Here is a 16434-nt window from a genome sequence, read left to right as displayed (position 1 = left end):
TCCATGTTATTCCATAGGAGCTGTGATTTCTTCGAGGTCCTGGAACCTGTCGAGGACGTTTATGACAGTGTCTGCCCCGTCGGGGATTCGCAGGATTTTTATAAAATTCTCCCGGAGCATGTAGTAGGGGCCCCTCGAGACAATTCTTACCGCAAGGACGTTTGCCTTTTCACTAACAATTAAGTCCACTGCTTTCACTCCTCTTTTCTTTTCAGAATTGGAAAATAGGTTTTCGAGAATTTGCCAATCTCCGACCCTGCCCTCTTCAAGCTCTACAAAGAGAAAATAAGGAGCTTTTCCGATATGCTCCGAAATCTTTGCTTGAAGCCCGTTTCTATCGAGAACGGGTAGAGCTACCCTTAAATTCTTCCTTTGTGCAGGCCTTACATTGACAACAATATGCTCCAGGTTTTCAACTTCTTTTTTAACAGCCTTTTTGATATCCTCTGAAAGCAGTTCTACCCTTTTCAGGTCGGTTTCGCCCTCCACTTTAACCGTGGCTTCCCCAAAGACCACAAGTCCGGATTTCCGGAGTTTCAGGTCCTCAAGTTCTATCAAACCAGGGACATTGAGTATATTTTTTCTAATCCTCTCATTTTCCTCTTCATCAAGCCAGGCATCCATCAGGGTGAGCACTGCATCCCTGGCACTTTCGATCCCCATTTTGAAGATCAAAAGAGAAATCACAATAACACCCAGGCTGTCAAGTTCCGAAATTCCCAGCATGGAGCCGAGGATTGCCACAACCACAATCATCGAAGAAAAGACATCCGTATAAGAATGTCTTGCATCAGTTATCAGGGCCTGGGAATTGATCCTGGTGCCTATATTTCGTTTATATACGGAAAGTCCATAGATCACAAGCACCGAAAAAACAGCTGTCGTAAGGGCAAGCCCCTCAAGTCCAATCTGGGAAGTGGTATTTACGTCTGCAAAGCCCTCCTTTAGCAGTTCAACACCAGTAAACAGGATTAATAGAGAAACAAAGAGGGCTACGATATTTTCTGCTTTGTAATAACCATAAGGAAAACGCTTCCCACCGCGTTTAAGGCTTATCTTGAGCCCAACCCAGACTGCCAGAGAGGCAAAAATATCCAGACTCGTGTGGACAGCATCCGCAAGCAAAACTGTGCTTCCGGAGTAAATGCCCACAGCCCCTTTAAGAAAAGCGAGGAATGCAAGCGCCAGAGTTGCGTTTCTGGATGCTTTAACCCCGAGTTTCAAGTTTTCCTGTGCAATCATTTGAAGATCCGTTTAAAGACGAGTCATCGCTTCATCCCATATTTAGAATATTGAAGCTATAGAAGATTAAGTGTTTTTGCCCTATCTGGAAGTCTCTCTGGAAATAATACTTGCGATTTCAGTGGTGGTGATGTTCCTCATGCCCGTGTTCAGTACAGGAATTCTCAGCAGTTGCATTCTGGAGCTTTCCTGCTTTCCAGGCTTCAAATGTATCCCTTACTGTGCCGCCAGCCCCCACAAAAACCTTAATTCCATAGGACTCGAACATATTTACCGCCTTGAACCCGAGCCCGCCACAGAGCATGATATCCACTCCATTCTGATTAAGGTATTCAGGGGGTAGTCCGACACCTCCCATATGCTCACTGGTGTTAGGAATTACCGTGACTTGACCGGTTTCGGTATCTATTATGGTATAGGTGGGAGCTTTTCCGAAATGCGGTTCAACAATTCCTTCCAGACCATTTTCATCTCTTGTAGGAATACTTACTTTCATATAATCACCTGCATTTTTTATTACTTTTTATCAATCAGTGGCGTTTATTGATTATTGATCTGTATTCTCAGTATTACACAACTGTTTAAATTATTAAGATGCGAAGAATCTATGCCGTTTTTTATACATGGAGGAATGTGTCTGTTTATAGATTCTGTTTTATTTAACTCATCCAGATTAGTGCTTACATGCCTCTGCCCATCCCCCTTCCCATACCACCTCCATTCATTCCCTTTCCTTTTTTCATGCCGAAACCTGGAGCGCTATTGGGACTGCTGATTGATTGAAGTTCTCCAGCTTCATACTGCCTGATAGCCTCCAAAACTGTACCCTTTGCCCCGACCTGAACATCGATACCAAGCTCTGCGAAAATAGAAAAGGCGTTGGGCCCTACACCGCCTGTTAAGAGTACACTGATCCCCGCGTTTGCAATAACTTCGGCTGCCTTGATACCAGCACCGCCAGAAGCTGCTGCATTTGCGTTTGATATGGATTCTACAGATCTGGTTTCAGGGTCATAAAATATAAAATAGCTGCATCTCCCAAACCTTGGGTCCACTTCGGAGTCGAGCCCTTCACCATTAGCTGTTACGCAAATTTTCATTCTTTTTGCTCCGTCTGTTTCCTTTGTGACCATTTTATCCTACAATTCTGGAATCCCATTTTCCCACATATGAGTGAAAGTATTTATACGTTTCTATTAGAGTAGAAGTTATTACATTTATCCTGTGCTGCATAATTAGCTGCCAGGATGCGGAGTAAGTCCGAAATATTAGATTCTTTTTGAAAAAAAGACGGATATCAGTAACTTAAACCATCAGGATTAAACCATCAGGAGTTCCTTTATTGGGACTTGAATTTATATCCGTTATCGGTGGAGAAATCGAAACTTTCGAGCTCGCAGGTTTCGAATTTTGATTCAAAAATGTATTTTTCCAATAGAATCTCAAAAAGAGTCTTTTGAAGGAGTGAAAACAACCTGGATGAAAACTATATCTGTAAACCTGTATCCAAGATCCACTATTGAATTCTTTATATTTCAGAAATCGGTCGATCCTCAGCCAGCTTCCCAAGGAAATAACCAGGTTTTGCAGCAACAATTTCCACGTTAGTATACTGACCGGGTTTTAAATTCGAGCCGCTTATGACAACCGGGCGGTAGGAGTCCGTGCGGGTGAGAACATCCCCTATTTCCGTATATTTCGAGACAAAGGCCCGGCCTTTCCAGCCGATCATCGCCTGCTTGGATTCAAGCTTGATCTGCTCGCAGACCCTGTGCAGGCTATGGGAACGCTGAACGGAAATCCGGGAGTCAAGGTTCCGGAAGGAAAAAGCTTTCGTATGCGGGCGGGGAGAATATCTTGAAATATTGACCTTTTCGGGGCGGTATTTCTGTATCCATTCGACAGTTTCTTTGAAATCTTCGTCGGTTTCATCGCAAAAGCCAACAATTATGTCGGTGAAGAGAGAGAAGTCTTCGAAACGGGCACGGAACTTTTTAATGATTATGTCCACTGAATCCATTTTATGCAGGCGGTTCATTTTTTTCAGGACCGGATGGGAAGCGGACTGGATCGGAAGATGGAGGAGTTTGAAGATTTTATCTGAATCAAAAGCGTCTACCAGGTCATCGAGGATAGGAAGGACAGAGAAAGGGTTCATCATTCCTACCCTCACTTTGAAGTCCCCCGGGATTTCCGAGATCATACGCAGGAGTTCCGGAAGTTTGACCCCTGTATCCATTCCGTACTGGCTGTCGTCCTGGGAAGTAAGCCAGATTTCCCTGCACCCCTCTGCAACAGCTGCGCGGATATCTTCGACTATCTCATCCGGCGGAAAAGAGCGCAGTTTGCCTCTTGCATGCCTCACAATGCAGTAAGAGCAGGCGAAATTGCAGCCCTGGGAGATCTGGCAGATATGAATATTCGGATTGGAGCGTTCGCGCGGAACATTAAGAAAGCCCAGGGGTTCGGAAGTCCGTAACTCAAGACGTGTTCCTGGAAGGCCTTTCTTTTTTTTCGGTTCAATTGAGGAGAGAAGCTCACCAAGCCGGGAAACCGCATTTACTCCCAGGATATGGGCTTCGGGATTTGCGTGAAGAATATCTTCAAGCTGTACCTCGGGCATGCACCCGGAAACGATTACCTGCACTCCTCGCTCACCCATCCTGCGGATTTTGTAGAGGATTTTTTGTTCTGTAGTGTACTTGACTGTGCAGGAGTTACAGATATAGATCTCTGCCTGGTCGGCAGTCTCGGGATCCAATAGTTTGTGCCCAAGCCTTTCGATGCTTGCCTTCATGATCTCGGCCGATGCCTGGCTTGCCGAACAGCCAAAACTTTCAAGATAGACCTTCATATTCTGACTCTAAACTCTATGTTTTTTAATTTATATTTTTTAATTCTGGACATTTTAAGCCTGTATTTTAATTTTATATTTTAAATTCTATATTTCTAATTCCGGGTTTTTAAATTGGTATTTCTTTAAAATCCGTGTTTTAAAAAAGAACGAAAAAGAAGAGGATAAGGGTTTACAGGTAGAGGGGAGTGTCCCGCTTATCCTTTATATAGATACTGTCTGTAAACCTGACAGCTCCGGATGCGCCCATCGAAATAGTGTGCACCCTTGCGTCTCCGTCGCCGAACAGGTTAACTTCCCGCAGAAAATGGCCTGGAGTTACAGCTGTTGCTGAAAAGATCACATCATTCCCGGGTACAAGCTTATCGGTATCAAGGATATCGTTGAGGTTTTTGAAGTTAATTCCCATTTTTTCGAGCCTTGGCATTTTTTCCTCGATTTCTTCATCGATCTTGTCCTGGCTCTTCCCGTTTGCAACCGTGGGAAGCACAAGCCTTGCGAGAATCTTTCCGCCAAGGGTCTTGATTGCAGCCGCTGTAAGCACGGCTTCACCCGAGCCGCCTGCGCCCACTACCATATGAATGCCTGACCCGCGGACCGCAGTTGCAACCCCTGGCATGAGGTCTCCGTCGCTGATCAGCCTTACACGGGCGCCTGCTTCCCGAATCTCGGTTATTTTCTGGGCGTGCCTGGGCCGGTCAAGAATTACAACAACAAGCTCTTCAATACTTCTTCCGAGAGCCTTTGCGACTATCTCAAGATTGTGCCTGACAGGGGCATCGAGGTCAATTTTTTCACCAGGGTGGTCCTCTTCATAACGTACTACATCCGGCCCGACAACAATCTTGTCCATATAAATATCAGGCCCGTGGAAAATTCCTCCCCTTTCCGCCATTGCCATAACTGCGACGGAACCAGGGCTGCCATCTGCGGTAAGGTTTGTCCCCTCAAGCGGGTCGACCGCAATATCGACTTCGAGATTCCCCTTTCCTGTGCCTACCTGCTCCCCGATATAAAGCATAGGAGCTTCGTCCCTTTCTCCTTCCCCTATCTTGATTATGCCTTTCATATCAAGCTTGTTCAGCATTCTTCGCATGGAGGCGACTGCTACCTGATCGGCAAAACTCTTGTTTCCACGTCCCATCTGGTACGCTGCGGCAATGGCAGCAGCTTCGGTCACCTGAATAAGTCTGGGCAATAACTCACACTCAATAGGCCCTGCACACTCAATCATTTCTTCTACGGTCTTCGGATGAGGTATAATAATCAACTCCCATTTTCTGCTTGCGGATAACCTGCTTCCTGATAACGAAATTCTTTTTCGTCAATATACTCTGGATGTTTATGTGATCTCTTAACACAATACTATATTAAAGAATCTATTGGCCGAACCGTAATCAGGTATTTATGTTATAAGCATTCATCAAAGAAAGTCCTGTATATAGAGGGCCTTCACGCAGGCCTCAAAATAAAGCATACAGATAAGAAGTATAAAAAAATGGCTAAAAAACCCGGCTCGAAAATGCTAAAAAGCCTGGGTTAAGCTGCTAAAAGCCTGGGTTAAAGCTATTAAGAAACCTTGAATAAAGCCTGACCTGAAGCATGACTTATAGCAGCCCGACCTGAAACACAGCTTAGAGCGTGATTAAAAACAGCAGCTTCTGCTCTATTACTTTAAGGGGAAACACCCGTGAGAATTCATTGTCTTCAACACCTGAAAAACGAGACCCTGGGAAACATAGGGGCCTGGATAGCCAGAAAAGGATACAAACTTACGAAAACCCTGCTGTACGAAGACTCACTTTTTCCCGACCCCGGAGAATTCGATTTGCTCCTGATAATGGGCGGCACCATGAGCGTTTACCAGGAAGAGGAATACCCCTGGCTAAAGCCTGAAAAGGAGTTTGTAAGAAAAGTGATCGGAATCGGAAAGCCCATGCTTGGAAGCTGTTTTGGGGCTCAGATGATTTCCGAAGTGCTGGGCGGAAAAGTCACGGAGAATCCGTATAAGGAAATCGGCTGGCATAGAGTACGGTCCATGGAAGGGAAGAGTCCGGGAGATCGAAGAAGTTCAAAACTTCCTTCCTGCATGTTTCCGGAATTTACGGGTTTTATGTGGCATGGGGATACTTTTGAAATTCCAGCCAGCGCAGTAAAACTTTTTGAAAGCGAGGCCTGCCCGAATCAGGGATTTATTTACAATGGAAACATTCTCGGGCTGCAATTCCATCCAGAAGCCGACAGGCAATGGATAAGAAACCTTATAAGGGATTCGGGGCACGAGTTTGTTTCAGGAAAATATATCCAGTCCGAAAAAGAAATCTACGGACAGGAAAACTCTTTTAGAAGCTCCAGAAACCTGGCTTTTTCTCTCATGGACTGGTTTGAAGAAAGATGTAAATGAGAAAAATGGGGTATGAAAAGGAATTGACGTGGGAGCTTTTACTTTACAAAATCTGCCAGCGCCACTCTCTCAATCACGAGTTCGGGGATATGTTCTTCCCCTGAGGCTTCAATTTCGGCGTCTGTAATGCCGAACAGGGAAAGGATTCCCTGCCTTTTGGAATCCGAATATGCAAGCAGCTCGAAACAGGGTTTTTCGAGAATCAGTTTTCGGATTGCAGAGAGAGCCAGAACCAGATTGTCCATTTTACCAAGTAACACGAATACGGCATTGTTTTCCCCTTCACGCAGCCCTATTGAAAAACTCCTCTCAATCTGCCTTTCTCCGGATGCATACCGCATAATCTCGATTCCGGGGTCTTTTGCTATATTTCTGCCCGCAGCGACTGCCCGGAGAGCTTTTCCCACTGCAAAATGAAGATGCCTTTCGCCTGCGATAAGGTCTGCGTTTAAACCCTGGATAACGACTTCGTTTTCGGAAGCTATCGAAGTTATTGTTTTTAGAAAGTCAGAAAGCTTCGGGATACTTACATTCCCGCAGATTACCTGGATTTCTCTTTGCATTTCCATATTCCTGCCATAGCGCGGGCTTTACAATAAGGATTTCGGTTGTAGGAGAAAATAGTGAGTAAGGCTATAAAATCCGGGAATATTTATTATTTCAAACACACGTCACCCCATTCAGCGAGATAGTAGCGATTCTATCTGCATATTACCGCATTACCAGGATTGAGCGACCAGTTTTTCTTTAACCGGATTAATTACTGGCATTGCTTTCTTCATATTGATGTCATGTTCTTTAAGCTGGAATCGAAGGTTCAGAGCATAAAGGCAGGACTAGAAGGACTTTACCCTATCAGTATATTGAATGAATCGGTGCATTCTTATGGATTTCTACGGAATGAGAGAAAAATCTATAGAAAAATAATATTACTGGATAGATATGTATGAAATCCCGAATAAATATTCCTGGATTTTAATTAATATTGGATTCTTATTTATATTTCTCTAGTTATTATATTTATTAGATCACAAAATTCTGGTAATACAATTTGAAATCACTTTCACCGGCGTATAATTATCAGCATAATATAAATTGAAGATCGAAGAATTTTCCAATAACCATTCTTTCACAGATCATTCTGGATGGTTAACTGGGAAAAACATTTATTTCATGAATCTGCCGACTGGAAGTGGATCAAAAAATCAATGGCCTTCAAATTGTATCAAACTCAATAAAAGTCAGGAGTGGGGGTAAATGGGAAAACAATTGTTTGACAGAACAAAGATACTGGGTATTTCTATTCTGGTCTTGCTTGTAATGTCAATGACGGTCGCAGTAGTGAGCGCACAGCCGACCGGAGGTGGAGCAGCACCCGGCTCCGAGAGAGGATATTCGCCTGGAGGAGGCGGTCAGGGTAGAGATGGCAACTGTAAATGGGTCTGTAATAAATGGGATCGGCAGCGATACTGTGACGATTGGAGCCGGCAGCGGCAGTGTGACCGTGGTCACTGGTCGTCCTCTCAGGGGCGCCGGTACTGGGTATGTGACAAATGGTCCTGGAAATGGAAATGCGACCACTGGTCCTGGAGACGGGTCTGTAAAGACTGGGACTGGAGATGTTCCGGGCGAAGATAAAAACTGTCCATTAATGAAGAAATAAAGAAAAATAAACATATAAAAATGTGAAACCGCCTGTTACCTATTCGTATAGTGGCACTATAGGTTTCATAATGGGATTTACGCACCTGAGAAGCAATATAAGGCACGTGCGGATTTATAACAGGTTTTGTGTATATAGCGCACATTTCACGCTCCTGATTCTCAGTTACATTGCGTAAGTCCTGTAAAATATTTGCATTTAAAATTAAATCCGATATCCGGAAGTATAATTTACCATTTCAATTATTTGTTTTTCGATGAATTGATTATCTTACCGGCTTATATTCGACGCTCTTCAGCCGTTCCTTTTTGATCACTTTTTCAATCATCTTGATAACATGCCCGTCTGCAGATTCTCTTTTGCGGAGAAGAAAATTGTCTTGCATACCTCCAGATAAAAGAATAAATAAAAGTATGAAATAAAAGTATGAAATAAAAAATGAAATAAAAAAATGAGAATAAAAGAAAAGCCGAGAACTCTCAAAAAGGGCTCTGAATTACCAAACATTTGAGAACAACCTCAACCACAGTTAACCAGAGCACTGCTACTAAAGAAAGAATCAAGAGGTTGAGGATGATCTGGCTGACTTTTGCTCTAACTGCTGCCAGTTCATACATCCCGATTCCCATATATAAATATGAATGCGCGATATATAATTATTTGTAGATCTGTATACATTAAATATCTGTGCTGCTGGTGTTTATTGTCAGTTCTCTCCTGTCACTCTTTTTTGCTCACCCTCTTCAATTACTTTGACAAAATGCCTGTCTGAAAGATCTTCTTTTCCGGACCAGAAGATGGCCTTATGATATTTCCATGCATCCGGATCAAACTCAAGGATTCCTACATGAATTATAAGCTCAAGAACAAACCAGTAGGCTGCAAGCAAATGTAAAAAGCGGATCAGCCCCAGACCGTTCTCATTGATCAGAGATGCAAAATACCAGGCTATAGAGAGTATCCATTCCGAGATCGGAATTCCAAAAGGAGCCCAGGTAAGACTGTAGAGCACTATCCCGGTGACTGCTACCAGAAAAATTGCCATGCTTTCAAAAATAAGCAGGATCTTCATCCCGGGATGGAGTTTCGTGACATAGTGCTCCTCACGCTCGTCATAGATCGTATAGGCCGGATACCTGCCTTTTCCAAAGAAGTTTTTGATTGTACCTAGAAGGCGTTCAGCATCGGCTTTCCCGAACATGTAGGACTCTTTGAAATGCCCTATACGATGTCTGAGGCTGCATTTTTCTCCTTTGCATGAAAATATGTTATAGGGAACCAGAAGCCAGTTTGCAACCAGGAAAAAGGGCACGGCAATCATATGCAGGGCCCTTGCTGCTTCAAAGGACATGAAATCCCAGCCAGCATAGATTTTAAATCCTGTAATAAGCAGGACAAACATGGCAATAAGATGCACCAGATGAGTTCCCCTCTCAAGCCAGGTGTAGCGTTCAACGACCTTTCTTCCGGAAGCAGGGCTTTCAGCCGATCGTACCATATTCCAGCCTCCTTTAAACCACCCTGAAAATACGATCCGGATGTTTTCCGGTTTTATCAATTGTATGAATCGCACATGCAAGGCAGGGATCATAGGAGCGTGCCGTATGCATGATTCCGAGCGGATTTGCATAGTCCACTCCAAGGGCATTTTCGACAGCCGAAATCTTTGTGCCTATAAGAGCCTGCTCAACAGGGCTTGGAATTCCCTGCGCATTCCTGGGAGCAAGATTCCAGGTGCTTGGAACTACAGCCTGGTATAGCGTTGTCATGGAATCCGAATCTGTAGCTACCCAGTGCCCTAGAGCTCCTCGCGGAGCTTCCCAAAGGCCCATTCCTTCGGAATCTCTTGCCATGGAAAGTTCGGTGTGTACTGCAACCTTTCCGCCTGCCTGAAGGTCCTGCGTGAGCCATTTCAACAGCTCGGGAATCACTACCAGAATCTCCTGCATCCTTGCAAGCATACGGGTATAGTTGTTTGCAGGAGAATAACCGTTCTCTTCGAAAGCTCTTGCAAGTCCTGTAACAAGAGGTTCTCCCATAACCAGAAGGCGCGCAAGGGGACCAACCTCGCATGGAATGCCGCCATAATGAGGAGCTTTCACCCAGGAGTAACGGCTTTCCGAACCTCTGGTATAATCGATTTCATCAGGATTGTCTTCAGGATTCGTAACCCCATTCCAGGGAGGACGGTCTGCCTCTTCATCAATATAAAATGCATGAGTAATATTCTCCGAAATCTTCGTGTGATCAAATCTTTCAAGCTGCAAACGCCCGTTCATATAGCCCGAGGGAATGACCTTGCTGTCCGCAGGGCTTGTAGGATCATACCCTTCCCCGTTCTCAGGCTTGAAAAAAACCCCATAAGAAAGAAAACCAATTGTGTTGGGGTCCTTATAGCCTCCTGAACGGTCCAGTTTCAGACTAACTGGCAAGTCGAGCAGCGTCTCTCCAACCAGCTCCGAGCCGAAAGCCGTAAAAAGCGGAACGTCTCCCCAGCCTGAAGCGTGTGAAAAATCATTGCTGGTAAGAGAACTGTCCAGAAGCTCCTGCAGGCGTCCAATAACGAAATCTACAGCTCTTTCCGGAGAAGATGCCCTGTAAGTATTTTCAATCCAGATTTCCGGAGGGACCCCAAGCGTAAAGGTCTCGACGAATTTCGAAGTTTCTGAGACATACGCTATAAGCTTCTGAATATCTGCAACTGTTGGAGAGTAAACTACTCCTCCGACATGCTGCAGCACGGAATGAGGCATTTTGCCTGCAATAAGAGCAATGCCTTCATGAAGTCGACGGAACTCCCTCAGAGCAGCAACATAAGAAGAGCCAGCAGGATAACGAGTACCCCTCTCCTGGTTTACAAGAGGCATAAAGCGTCCGGACAACTCTCCCCACACTGCATCTCCCACATCTCCATACTGGGTGAGGACATCACGGTAAGCAGGGTTTGCCAGGTCCGGACCCCAGAGTATATAGATATGCGCTGCATGGCTTGCTATGAAATTCATTGCCTGATGGATATTTCGCATAACAAGGGCATCTTTGGGAACCTGGTCTGCAACCCCAAAAAGGTCATCCAGAGCATTTGCTGCAGCTATACTGTGGCATACCGGGCAAACTCCACAGATTCTCATAGTCATAAGGGCTGCATCCCTGGGATCATGCTTTTGAAGAAGCCTTTCAAAGCCTCTAAAGACCAGACCGCTGCTCTGGGCATCAGTGATTACGCCGTCCGCACTGACCTCAGTATTGACTCTGTAATGCCCTTCAATTCTTGAAATCGGATCTACGGTTACCTCTACCATTATTTTTCACCTCCGGTCCTCTCCGAGGTGCTTTCTTCAGTGGTGCCTTCCTTTTCCTCTGGCTTTTTCAAAACCGTCCTTCTTAAAGCGTGGGCACCTGCAGCAATGAGCCCTCCTGCTATTGCTACTCCTGCTACGGTGTCAAGATTGGTATCTGCAAGCCCGGCATCTTCAATCTCCACATAGAAAGGCCTGGTGCTGTCCGGAAAACCTGGTTGTACGCAGCCTATACAAGGAGAGCCTGCCTGCGGACAGAAATTGACATGACCGTTCCAGCGGCGTGTGGCACAGTCGGCATGGGAATAAGGCCCCTTGCATCCCAATTTCCAGAGACATTTGGGTCCTCCTACTGTCGTTTCAAACTCTCCGCGGTCGTAATACCCGCGGCGTGGGCAGTTTTCGTGCACTGTATGGTCAGGAGGGAAGAAAACCTTCGGACGGTGCCACCTATCCAGCACTTCAGGTAAATCGTCAGGCACCCTGATTTTTCCCAGGGCGACCGCTCCTACGGTTAAAAATACCCAGTCCGGATGGGCAGGGCAGCCGTTAATATTGATAACGGGCGTATCTATCCCGAGCAGGTCTACAATTCCCTTTGACGAATCTTCCAGGGTAAAGGCAACCCCACGGTGATCCATAAGTTCATCGATCTCACTTTCAGCGGCATTTACTCCGCTATGGGCTGCACACTGCCCGATTGCAACAATTACTGAGGCGTTTCTCGCAGCCCTCTCAAAAACATCTTTATAGATTTTTCCTCCGAGGACCATATATTTTCCGGAACCATGAGGCCCGTTTGCGATTGCGCCTTCGGCAATAAGAACATAGCCTCTTTCGTTTTCCAGAATTTCTTCCAGCAGGATCTCAGAATTCAGATCGCTCGTATTTGCAGGTTGTCCATCTACGAAGATTCCCTGCTGCATCATCAGCACTTCATGATAAAGCAGGTTGAGGTTAAAAAGCTGGAGAAATTCCAGTATATCAGGGTTTTCTCCGTCCAGCATTGAGATGCTGCATCCCGAATCCATTACCCCATGAAGCCAGAGTACTTTGGTTTCGGGTAGCCCGTTAACGGCTTTTACTATATCGCTTTTATACGTTTGCAAAAATAGCGAAGCTCCCAGTACCCCCACAGACTTTATGAAAGTCCGTCGGTCCATTTTCATGAAATCGAGATTTTTAAACTTTTCAAGTAAGTCTTCATTATTCGTTCCACTTCCCCCATGTCGCAAATAATTTTATATATAGACATATAAAAAAGGAGTCCAATATATTAAAGACTATCACATCTTCAAGAACCCGTTTCGCAGGTAATCTTTTTGTATCGCAGCAGCAGGATACTGTTCAGATCCATCTCTTTAAAGAGAAAATCTGAGAAGTTCAGATATGTCTGGAAAAGTTGCAGATGTGCTCTGGAGATGGTTTTTAATACATTTAATTTATTAAAATAACCTGAGTACACTTAAAATAAATATAGTTCTTCTAAAAACTTATATATTTTAATATCACTACTTTATTTATTGAAATTTTAAGGTTAGTAACATTTAGTAATAATGCTGCATATTTAAGGGAAGAAAACGTGCAGTAAAATATGGGGGATAGAATATGACTATTGGGGATGGTCACGACTTAAGATCGCCTAGATTTGCAGGCGATGAGGTTCTGGAGGCTTGTTATGATAACGAAAGAGTTCTCCAGAGAGGGGATAGCGGCTCTGCTGTAAGGAAAGTTCAGGAGGCTCTGATAATTCTGGACATTCCTGTGCCTGAGGTGGGAGCCAACGGCATTTTTGGTGGAGAAACCGAACTGGCGGTCAGAAGCTACCAGGAAGCACGAGGACTGAAGGTTGACGGTATAATAGGGCCAGATACTATAGGCAGTCTGGATGCAGAATTTTTAACGGGCGTACCGAAGTCTTCGGCTTTACCAACAACTGAACCACAGGTATCGGAAGTTCCGACTCCGTTAGTGCCAGAATCTCCGGTTCGATCACCAAGGGCATCTCCCGTTGAGCCGGTAAGGGCTCCTGAGGTCCCGCCATTAGAGGTACCTCGGGCTCCAAAGGTAGCGGCACCTGCAGTTAAGATACCTCGACCTCCTGAAGCACCGGCCGCGGAACCTCCGATCCTGACCACACAGGCCGTTCCGCTCGAACAAACCCCGGCTCGTGTGACGAGGCCCATAACTCCACCTGTAACCCGACTACCCCATACGGTTGATAGTCAGGGACGCAAATTCTATACAGCAGGAACGTGGAGTGGGAGTAATTCTTCTTTTGAAGCTGAAGCTGGCAAATCAATACGTCTTGAAGTAAATAACCTGAATGTCAATGAGTCAAGTATCCGGATAAAAACAAACACCGGGGAAGTAAAAGAATCCGTACTTCAATCTAACACTCTTGTGGATTTCGAATTCTCGTCGGCAGGTCCAGAGCCCTTAATATGGAGGTTTTACATTGAGACCGACAGTGAGGACTCTTTAATCGAGTGGAAACTCTATAGCAACTGGGTGCCTGAGAAATCCGAGTAAATATTTGAATTCAGATAAGTCATTTAAGTAATCGGTTTTTTGGGTCCCTGACCCCCGATTGCAAAAATTTTCCTGAGCTTCAGGACCATCTGGAGCTCTGCCTTGAGAGACAGAAAAAACTTCTTCTCTTTCCGGAATCTTTATCAGGTCTTCTATTTTAGGAATCTCATTTAGTCCTTGTTTTCCGGAGTCTCGTCAGGCAGGCTCTTAAAATAAGTCTCTTACTTAACAGGCTTTTAAATTTAGTTTATTTGTCCGGCAAGGTCCAAAATTTAACTTATTTGCCCGGCAGGATTTTCGAGTTAATCATTTCAGAGTTACTTAATTTGCCTGCTCAGCACGCTCTTTGAGTGCCAGATTCATCTTATCGAAACTCTGTTTGGTATTGTGAAGCAGAGAACCCGAAAACGGTACAAGAAGCCCGTCGAAAGTCTCTCGTTGAATCAGACGCACCCTGTTCTCGCCAGCCGGCTCTATTACAAAACTGTGCTCACCATCGAATATTCCGGGAATTAACAGGTGGCCAAGCCAGCGCAATTCTCTTTCGGGCCGGCTGGCAAGAATAGTCGGCCGAAATTTCATGGTACGGTTTCCTGAATGCATTTGAACCTTTAATCGCTCACCCGGAATGGCAACCCCGGACACCTCACGGATAAACGGATTCCACTGTGGGTATGCTCCAAAATCAGTCAGCACATGCCATACCCTGGCTGCCGACGCGTTGATAACAACTTCGGTTTGGAGATTCTTCTGAGTAATTGAGGTATTTGCAGCAACAAGTGACACTGCATAAAAAAAGGCTACAAAGGAAAGTGTTCTAAGTATTATTTGTTTAAAAAATTTTGAAATTTTCCCACCCCTGATTTATAAATTATTTTGAATATATTTTACTGAAATGGACCTTTTTCAAGATATAGATTACCAGGGAAAGATCGAAATTAATTAAATTTGCAAAAACAGGAATAGGATGGAGACAAAAAATAGGGAAAAAGCAGAGAAAAAACGATTAAAAAGAACGGAACTAAAATTAAAGTAAGTTAACAAAAATAAGATTAAAGGGAAGAATAAGATTAAAGGGAAGAAGAAACTTCTTCCCTTATAAGCCTTATAGCCTCATTAACACCCTTAAGGACTTCCGGACTTATTTCCTGCGTAGCTTCTGTAACAATAGATCCTATTTCAATTCCTATGACCACGATTTCCGGAAGCGTTTGAACCTGCTCCCCGATTTTCAATACATCTGTTATTGTCAGATCATGTGCCGAAACCAGGGGGTGAAACTCAGTACCGCCCAGCAAGTCCTTTCCTTCTATCCGGTGTACGGTACCTGGAGGGCTGTCTGCCAGAATCGCATCCACTATAATGACCTTTTTTGCGCCGTCGAGAAGATTGAGAAGGTCAAGCCCGCAGACTCCTGCATCTTCGATATCAAGGTCTTTGAGGTTTTTAAATTCGGTTTTGTGAAGAGCCTCTATTACCTTGAGTCCAACGCCGTCGTCTCCCATTAATGGGCTTCCGCAGCCAAGGATGCGTACAGGAGCATTTAGTATAGACATATTTTTCACTCAAACGAAAAAGGAGTTAAAAAGGTATACAGGCTTTTAAAGATGCCTGTACTACCTTTAATTTAATATTTTTCTTTAAGATTTTTCAGCGCCTGTGCTTTGTGGGAATATACTTTGTTTTAGCTGTGATGAGTTCTGAATAATGAGTATCTGAGAGATCCTCTTTTCCAGACCAGAAGATAGCTTTGTAGTACTTCCAGACATGAGGGTCAAACTCCAGAATACCAACGTGCACTACCAGTTCAAAGACAAACCAGTAAGTCATCAGCAAGTGAAGAAGCCTGAAGAACTGAATGGAAGTCAAATCGAATATAGGCGCAATCAGGTCTCCAATCGAAAGAATCCATGACCCTATTGGCAGGCCGAAAAGTGACCAGTCAAGCTTGTATAGAACAATGCCTGAAATCGCAATTAAGAAGATAGCTGTCCCTTCAAGCACGATCAGGATCTTCATCAGGGGATGGAGTTTAGTCTTGTAGTGGCCGGTAGTCTCATCATAGATGCTGAATGCCGGGTATCTGCCTTTCCTGAAGAAGTTACCAATTATATCTTTCATACGCACTGCATCTTTAGGACCAAAAATGTAATGGTCCGTGAAGTGAGAGATTTTTCCCATAAACCCGTGGCCTTCGGAAAAAATATTGTACGGGATAAGGATCCAGTTCACTGCAAGCAGGAACGGAACCGCGATCATGTGAAGAGCGCGGGCTGTATGGAAACTCATAAAGTCCCACCCAGCATAGATCTTTAACCCGGTGATGATGAGCACTATCATCGCAACAGCATGGACGGTATGAGCTATCCTATCAGTTACGGTATAGCGCTCAACAACCATTGACCGGTTGTCGTGAGATTTCATTGTGGGTCATCTCCTT

At 44.6% G+C, this 16434-nt stretch carries 15 protein-coding genes; 3 read left to right on the top strand and 12 right to left on the bottom strand.

All coding sequences use genetic code 11. From position 1 onward, the window contains the following. Nucleotides 1-6: 6 nt before the first annotated feature. From ACPK8D_RS12935 to glpX, 5 genes are all read right to left on the bottom strand, one after another. Nucleotides 7-1242, bottom strand: coding sequence for a cation diffusion facilitator family transporter (locus tag ACPK8D_RS12935; RefSeq protein ID WP_424718272.1), 1236 nt, complete (start codon nt 1240-1242; stop codon nt 7-9). Between the two features lie 118 nt (nt 1243-1360). Continuing rightward, on the bottom strand, nt 1361-1738 hold the full coding sequence (locus tag ACPK8D_RS12930; protein ID WP_424718271.1) for a NifB/NifX family molybdenum-iron cluster-binding protein: 378 nt from the start codon (nt 1736-1738) through the stop codon (nt 1361-1363). 184 nt (nt 1739-1922) lie between these two features. After that, nucleotides 1923-2375, bottom strand: a complete 453-nt coding sequence (locus ACPK8D_RS12925; protein WP_424718270.1) for a NifB/NifX family molybdenum-iron cluster-binding protein — start codon at nt 2373-2375, stop codon at nt 1923-1925. A gap of 395 nt (nt 2376-2770) precedes the next feature. Beyond that, nucleotides 2771-4096 (bottom strand): tRNA (N(6)-L-threonylcarbamoyladenosine(37)-C(2))-methylthiotransferase, encoded by a 1326-nt coding sequence (locus ACPK8D_RS12920; RefSeq protein WP_424718269.1) that lies wholly within the window; start codon nt 4094-4096, stop codon nt 2771-2773. A 172-nt stretch (nt 4097-4268) separates the two neighbouring features. Then, nucleotides 4269-5357 (bottom strand): class II fructose-bisphosphatase, encoded by a 1089-nt coding sequence (gene glpX, locus ACPK8D_RS12915; protein ID WP_424718317.1) that lies wholly within the window; start codon nt 5355-5357, stop codon nt 4269-4271. 429 nt (nt 5358-5786) lie between these two features. Between glpX and ACPK8D_RS12910 the strand changes: the two genes are divergently transcribed. After that, nucleotides 5787-6500, top strand: coding sequence for a type 1 glutamine amidotransferase (locus ACPK8D_RS12910; RefSeq protein WP_424718268.1), 714 nt, complete (start codon nt 5787-5789; stop codon nt 6498-6500). A 38-nt stretch (nt 6501-6538) separates the two neighbouring features. On the opposite strand, the gene cgi121 is transcribed toward ACPK8D_RS12910, so the two are convergent. After that, nucleotides 6539-7063 carry a KEOPS complex subunit Cgi121 gene (gene cgi121 / locus ACPK8D_RS12905; RefSeq protein ID WP_424718316.1) on the bottom strand — a complete coding sequence of 175 codons (525 nt, stop codon included), beginning with the start codon at nt 7061-7063 and terminating at the stop codon, nt 6539-6541. Between the two features lie 694 nt (nt 7064-7757). Here cgi121 and ACPK8D_RS12900 point away from each other — a divergent pair. Next, nucleotides 7758-8138 carry a hypothetical protein gene (locus ACPK8D_RS12900; protein WP_424718267.1) on the top strand — a complete coding sequence of 127 codons (381 nt, stop codon included), beginning with the start codon at nt 7758-7760 and terminating at the stop codon, nt 8136-8138. A 731-nt stretch (nt 8139-8869) separates the two neighbouring features. On the opposite strand, the gene ACPK8D_RS12895 is transcribed toward ACPK8D_RS12900, so the two are convergent. From ACPK8D_RS12895 to ACPK8D_RS12885, 3 genes are read right to left on the bottom strand one after another with little or no spacing between them, the layout of a single operon-like run. Next, entirely contained in the window at nt 8870-9661 is a 792-nt protein-coding gene (locus ACPK8D_RS12895) for a cytochrome B (RefSeq protein ID WP_424718266.1), read from the bottom strand. A 13-nt stretch (nt 9662-9674) separates the two neighbouring features. Then, entirely contained in the window at nt 9675-11465 is a 1791-nt protein-coding gene (locus ACPK8D_RS12890) for a nickel-dependent hydrogenase large subunit (RefSeq protein WP_424718265.1), read from the bottom strand. Next, a complete protein-coding gene (locus tag ACPK8D_RS12885) occupies nt 11465-12631 on the bottom strand; it encodes a hydrogenase small subunit (protein WP_424718264.1) in 1167 nt (388 codons plus the stop codon). The genes ACPK8D_RS12890 and ACPK8D_RS12885 overlap by 1 nt, the downstream gene beginning before the upstream one ends. Nucleotides 12632-13070: 439 nt before the next feature. Here ACPK8D_RS12885 and ACPK8D_RS12880 point away from each other — a divergent pair, with 439 nt between their 5' ends. Next, nucleotides 13071-13994, top strand: coding sequence for a peptidoglycan-binding domain-containing protein (locus ACPK8D_RS12880; protein ID WP_424718263.1), 924 nt, complete (start codon nt 13071-13073; stop codon nt 13992-13994). A 321-nt stretch (nt 13995-14315) separates the two neighbouring features. Here the strand turns inward: ACPK8D_RS12880 and ACPK8D_RS12875 are convergent, their stop codons facing one another. The 3 genes from ACPK8D_RS12875 to ACPK8D_RS12865 all read right to left on the bottom strand — a co-directional run bounded on the left by ACPK8D_RS12875 (nt 14316) and on the right by ACPK8D_RS12865 (nt 16418). Beyond that, a complete protein-coding gene (locus tag ACPK8D_RS12875; protein WP_424718262.1) occupies nt 14316-14780 on the bottom strand; it encodes an SRPBCC family protein in 465 nt (154 codons plus the stop codon). Between the two features lie 284 nt (nt 14781-15064). After that, nucleotides 15065-15550 (bottom strand): hydrogenase maturation protease, encoded by a 486-nt coding sequence (locus tag ACPK8D_RS12870; RefSeq protein ID WP_424718261.1) that lies wholly within the window; start codon nt 15548-15550, stop codon nt 15065-15067. A 94-nt stretch (nt 15551-15644) separates the two neighbouring features. Beyond that, a complete protein-coding gene (locus ACPK8D_RS12865) occupies nt 15645-16418 on the bottom strand; it encodes a cytochrome B (RefSeq protein ID WP_424718260.1) in 774 nt (257 codons plus the stop codon). Nucleotides 16419-16434 lie beyond the last annotated feature (16 nt).

This window comes from Methanosarcina sp., from assembly GCF_049706645.1.
GTDB lineage: Archaea > Halobacteriota > Methanosarcinia > Methanosarcinales > Methanosarcinaceae > Methanosarcina.
This window is presented reverse-complemented; position numbering and strand designations above follow the sequence as displayed.